This is a genomic window from Kingella pumchi (assembly GCF_022288825.1).
GTDB lineage: Bacteria > Pseudomonadota > Gammaproteobacteria > Burkholderiales > Neisseriaceae > Kingella_D > Kingella_D pumchi.
The window spans coordinates 595-5545 of the sequence record NZ_JAKOOW010000004.1 but is presented as its reverse complement, the minus strand read 5'-3'; the positions used below and the strand labels follow the sequence as shown (position 1 = coordinate 5545).

Here is a 4951-nt window from a genome sequence, read left to right as displayed (position 1 = left end):
GGCAGCCTGAAAAGGGCAGCCTGAAAAGGGCAGCCTGAAAAGGGCAGCCTGAAAAGGGCAGCCTGAAAAAAAACCGCATTCGCGGTTTTTTTTCAGGCTGCTTTTGCGCGTTAAAGGCCGGATGCCTTTTCGTCTCGCTCTTCCTGCGTCAGCACTTCGATGCCGCGCTTTTCCAGCTCGGTTAGCAATCCGGTGGGCGGGTTGAGGCTTTCGAGGCCGATGATGCGTTTGAGTTTGGGCAGGTGCTCAAGGTCTGCGATGGCGGCGTGGGTGACGGCAATCATTTGGTCGCAGCCGGGGTCGTAATACGGCCACAGTTCGGCGTAGAGCGGGGAAAAGCCGTCTTCGATGTCGAGTTCTTCAACCGTGGCGAGCATCTCGGGCGGGATGTCGAGCTGCATAAAATAATCGAGAATTTCGGGCACGGGGGCGTAGCCGTCGGTGCCGCGGCTGATAACGCGCGTTTCGCAGTCTGCGGCGAAACGGTCGAAGTCGAGGCGGGGCGCGAGGGCGTCGCGGCGGTACATCAGTTCGTCAATCACGGCGAGTTTGAGGGCGGTGTCGTGGAAGACGGTTTGCGGCGACGCGGTTTTGGCGGGCTTGGACGGTTTGGCGGCGGGCAGCAGGCCGCGCAGCACGGCGGCGGCGGGGGTATCGGGCGCGGCTGCGGCTTGGGGTTCGGTTTTCAGGCTGCTTTAATCAGCCTAAAAAGCAGCCTGAAAGCAGGTTTTCCGTTTTTCAGGCTGCCTGTTTGTGTTTTGCCGGACGGCAAACGGAATGGCGGCGCTACTTGTCCGAACCCGCCATTGGAGCAGGAATCCAAAAGGCAGCCTGAAAGCTGCCCGATACGGTTTTCAGGCTGCCTGTGCTTTGGTGGCGGCATCCGTTTTCGGCGGTACGGCCAAAGGCGGCAGGCCGCTGGCGCTGCAGAGGGCTTCGAGGGCGTTTTCGGCGGCGGCCGTGTTGTCGGAAAACCAGCGCTGCGGGCTGCCTGCGGATACGTCGCGCCCGCCTTCGCGTCCGGCCAGCCACAGGGTGATACTGTTGCCGTTTGCCGGCGCGTTCTGTTCAGGCTGGCAGTAAATGCCGATGAAATCCGAAGCGGGGTATTCGGCCAGCACCTGCCAACCGCCGCGCAGGGTATAGCCGTAGAAGATGAAACGGTCGGTGTCGGCGCGGTAGACGGTTTTTTGCGGCACGCCGAACAGCGTTCGCAGCAGGGAACGGCTGCGTTCGGACGGATTTTGCACTTGGATCAGGAAAAGCAGAAACAGCAGTCCATAGAGCCATTCGCCCTTGTCCGGATCGTTAAGCAACAACAGAAAGGCTGCGGCGCAGCATGCCGCCTGTGCCGCCATCCGCGCCAAAGCATGCAGCGGTGAAAACAGGCAGATTTCGGCGCTGCCCTGCGGCGCGGCGCGCCTGCCTGCAAAAACCGCTCCGTTCAGCCGCTGCCTGCGGTTGCGCCAGCGCCGCCATACATTGTGCAGGCTGACGATGCCGTAGGCGGCAAACAGCACCAGCAAGGGCAGGCCCGAAACCAGTACGGCTGCCGAATCCGAATGCTTTTCAGGTGCGCCGGACCATAAATTCGAGCCGAACAAAAACGCGATCAGTAGCGCCAAAGCCAGCAGCAGCAGGCTAACAACGGCCTGCAACAGCAGATGCACCGTTCCGGCTTCTGCCAGATGCGCAGGCAGCAGGCGGCCGGGGTCGGACGGTTTTTCTTGGAGCGGCGCAAGGGGAGAAGCGGGGCGGTTCAGGGAGGCCATGGTCTGTCCTTTCGTTGTCTGCCGGTATGTGACGGGCTGATTATAAAATGGTTTTTCGGAAAGCGGTATGATTGAGTGCCTGGGCAGCCTGAAAAACGGAAACGGCGGTTTCAGGCTGCCTGAAACAGCAAAAACCGTTTTTGCTGATCGACGCCGAAGAGCTGGCCGCCGAACGCGCGGGCGGGCGTATCGCCCGTTTCGTGAGCCGCCACGCCGTGTGCGTGCTCAACGTCGGCGGCCCGCGCGGCTCAGTGCAACCGACAGCGCACGCCTATACGCAGCAGGCGGTAGCCTGTGCGCTGGATGCGCTGCTGCCGGGCTGATGCGGCAGACGGCAAAGCAGCCTGAAAGCCCGGTTTCCCACTTTCAGGCTGCTTTGTCGCTTGACACGTCCACCGCCGTCGGCCACAATCCGTCCCGCATTTCGAGTTGGGTTTGTGAAATCCATGCCAACCTGCCGCAAGGTAAGGTGGATGCGCCAAAGCAGTACGGCGCGATGCGGCCGGTAACGGCAATTCACGACACCCGCACACGAAGTGCGGGCTTTTTTATGCCTTGTTACCCGACCCGGGGCGATTTATTCCGACTTGCAGCCCCATTGTTTAATCGCTAAATCAGGAGTTTCCCCATGCAGTTTTCCATTTCCGACTACAGCTTCCGTTTGCAAACCGTCCCCGCCAGTGCCCGCGTAGCGGTATTCTGCGGCGCAAAGCGCATACTGGCCTACGACATCGGCAGCGCCACCTGGTACGACGGTGCCGGACAAGCGGCACAGGCCGATGCCGGTGATGCAGCCGTCCCCGCCTTCCTGCCCCGTAACCTGTGCGGATTGGGCATTGCCGAAAACGATGCCGCCGTAGCCGCCCAAACACTGTGCCGCCGCACCCGTGATTTCACCCAAGCGCGGCAGAGCGCTTTTGGCGCCCGGGCATAATTCGGGCGGCCGCCCAAATAAAAGCAGCCTGAAAACCGTGCTTGCGGTTTTCAGGCTGCTTTTTGTTTGAATCGCGAGGCAGCCTGAAACCTTTGCAAAACCCAAAACTTTATCTGAACGACGTCATTTCTGCTCAGGCGGGAATGACGTCGGCTGGGTTGGTTTCGGTTTTTTGTGGCGCTTTCAGGCTGCCTGTTGCTGCGTGCCGGTTCGGCGGGGTTTATTCCACCGTTACCGATTTGGCCAGGTTGCGCGGTTTGTCGACGTCGGTGCCGCGGGCGAGGGCGGCGTGGTAGGCCAGAAGCTGCACGGGGATGGTGTGGACGATGGGCGAGAGCACGCCGGCGTGGCGCGGGGTGCGGATCACGTGCACGCCGTCGGTGGCGTGGAAGTTGCTGTCCAGATCGGCAAACACAAACAGCTCGCCGCCGCGCGCGCCCACTTCCTGCATATTGGCTTTGACTTTGTCCAGCAGGCTGTCGTTGGGGGCGATCACGACCACCGGCATGTTTTCGTCCACCAGCGCCAGTGGGCCGTGTTTCAGTTCGCCCGCCGGATAGGCTTCGGCGTGGATGTAGGTGATTTCTTTGAGTTTGAGCGCGCCTTCGAGGGCGATGGGGTAGTGGATGCCGCGTCCCAAAAACAGGGCGCTGGTTTTTTTGGCGAACTTCTGCGCCCAGGCGGCAATCTGCGGCTCAAGATTAAGCGCGTGCTGCACGCTGCCGGGCAGTTGGCGCAATTCGTCGGCGTAGGCGGCGGCTTGTGCGGCGGAAACGGTGCCGCGCAGGCGGCCGAGCGTTACCGCCAGGCCGAACAGCACCACCAGCTGGGTGGTGAAGGCTTTGGTGGAAGCCACGCCGATTTCAGCGCCGGCGCGGGTGTAGAGCGCCAGTTCGCTGGCGCGGGGCAGGGCGGATTCCATCACGTTGCACACCGACAGGCTGTGCTTGTGGCCGAGCGTTTGGGCGTATTTGAGCGCTTCCATGGTGTCCAGCGTTTCGCCGGACTGGGAAATGGTGATGACGAGTTCGTCGGGATCGGCAATGGCGTCGCGGTAGCGGTATTCGCTGGCGATTTCCACATCGGCACGGATGCGGGCGACCGATTCGAGCCAGTATTTGCCGGTGAGTGCGGCGTAGTAGGAAGTGCCGCAGGCCAGAATCTTGATGCCGGAAATCTTTTGGAAAACATCGCGGGCGGCGGCGCCGAAGTTTTCCGGCTCGAAGCCGCCGTCCAAAAAGATTTCGGCGGTGTCGGCAATCGCGCGCGGCTGCTCGTGGATTTCCTTCTGCATAAAGTGGCTGTAGGGCCCCAGTTCCAGCGAGGCCAGCGACAGCTCGGAGGTTTTGACGCTGCGGGTGGCCGGCGCGCCGTTTTTGTCGCACAGCTTTTCGATGCCGCGCGTGCTCAAGAGCGCGATGTCGCCGTCTTCCAGATAAGTGATGCGGCGGGTGAAGGCGATAACCGCCGACACGTCCGAAGCGATAAAAGTTTCTTCGTCGCCGAAGGCCACCAAAAGCGGGCAGCCCATGCGGGCGACCACCATTTCGCGCTCGTTGTCCTGCGCCATCACCGCAATCGCATACGCCCCGTGCAGGCGGCGGCAGGCGGCCTGAACGGCGTCGAACAGACTGCCGCCGTTTTGCGCGTATTCGTGATTGACGCTGTGGGCGATGACTTCGGTATCGGTTTGCGATTCAAAAGCATAGCCCAAACCCTGCAGACGCTCGCGCTCGGTTTCGAAGTTTTCGATAATGCCGTTGTGCACCACAGCGATGCGGCCGCCGGAAATATGCGGATGGGCGTTCGGCTCGGTTACGCCGCCGTGGGTCGCCCAGCGGGTGTGGCCGATGCCGATATGGCCGCAGACGCCCTTTTCGCGCGCCGCGTTTTCCATCTGCTGCACGCGGCCGACGCGGCGCACGCGCCGGATTTTGCCGCCGTCGTTGACAGCGATGCCGGATGAATCGTAACCCCGGTATTCGAGGCGTTTGAGGCCGTCGGTAAGAAAATCGACGACATTGTGATGGGCGCGCAGGGCGCCGACGATACCGCACATAATCGTTCCTTAGTATCGGTGGACGGCCGGAAGCCGTCCGGTGGAAAACAGTCCGGCCGGGCTTTCAGACTGCCTTGGCAGAAAAAAGCAGCCTGAAAACGGCGGCGGACGGGAAAACGGCGGTTTGCAAAACGTTCAAACCGCCGCAAAAACCGCGCGATTATAGCGCAAGGCAGCCTGAAAATA

4 protein-coding genes, 1 pseudogene and 1 riboswitch are annotated in these 4951 nt (G+C 61.5%); of the genes and pseudogenes, 2 read left to right on the top strand and 3 right to left on the bottom strand.

From position 1 onward, the window contains the following. Nucleotides 1–110: 110 nt before the first annotated feature. Together MB824_RS01265 and MB824_RS01260 are read right to left on the bottom strand one after the other, a co-directional pair. The gene (locus tag MB824_RS01265) at nucleotides 111–638 is read right to left on the bottom strand and encodes a DUF6892 domain-containing protein (RefSeq protein ID WP_238745183.1); all 528 of its coding nucleotides are present in this window, start codon (nucleotides 636–638) and stop codon (nucleotides 111–113) included. Nucleotides 639–854: 216 nt separating this feature from the next. Next, the gene (locus MB824_RS01260; RefSeq protein ID WP_238745181.1) at nucleotides 855–1772 is read right to left on the bottom strand and encodes a hypothetical protein; all 918 of its coding nucleotides are present in this window, start codon (nucleotides 1770–1772) and stop codon (nucleotides 855–857) included. A 107-nt stretch (nucleotides 1773–1879) separates the two neighbouring features. Here MB824_RS01260 and MB824_RS01255 point away from each other — a divergent pair. Further along, a pseudogene (locus MB824_RS01255) lies at nucleotides 1880–2095 on the top strand (YpsA SLOG family protein); the annotation flags it as partial. 91 nt (nucleotides 2096–2186) lie between these two features. Further along, a riboswitch (SAM-I-IV-variant riboswitch) is annotated at nucleotides 2187–2301 on the top strand. Nucleotides 2302–2400: 99 nt separating this feature from the next. Further along, nucleotides 2401–2706 (top strand): hypothetical protein, encoded by a 306-nt coding sequence (locus MB824_RS01250; protein WP_238745177.1) that lies wholly within the window; start codon nucleotides 2401–2403, stop codon nucleotides 2704–2706. A 220-nt stretch (nucleotides 2707–2926) separates the two neighbouring features. Here MB824_RS01250 and glmS read toward each other — a convergent pair whose 3' ends face one another. Beyond that, nucleotides 2927–4765, bottom strand: coding sequence for a glutamine--fructose-6-phosphate transaminase (isomerizing) (gene glmS / locus MB824_RS01245; protein WP_238745175.1), 1839 nt, complete (start codon nucleotides 4763–4765; stop codon nucleotides 2927–2929). Nucleotides 4766–4951: the final 186 nt, after the last annotated feature.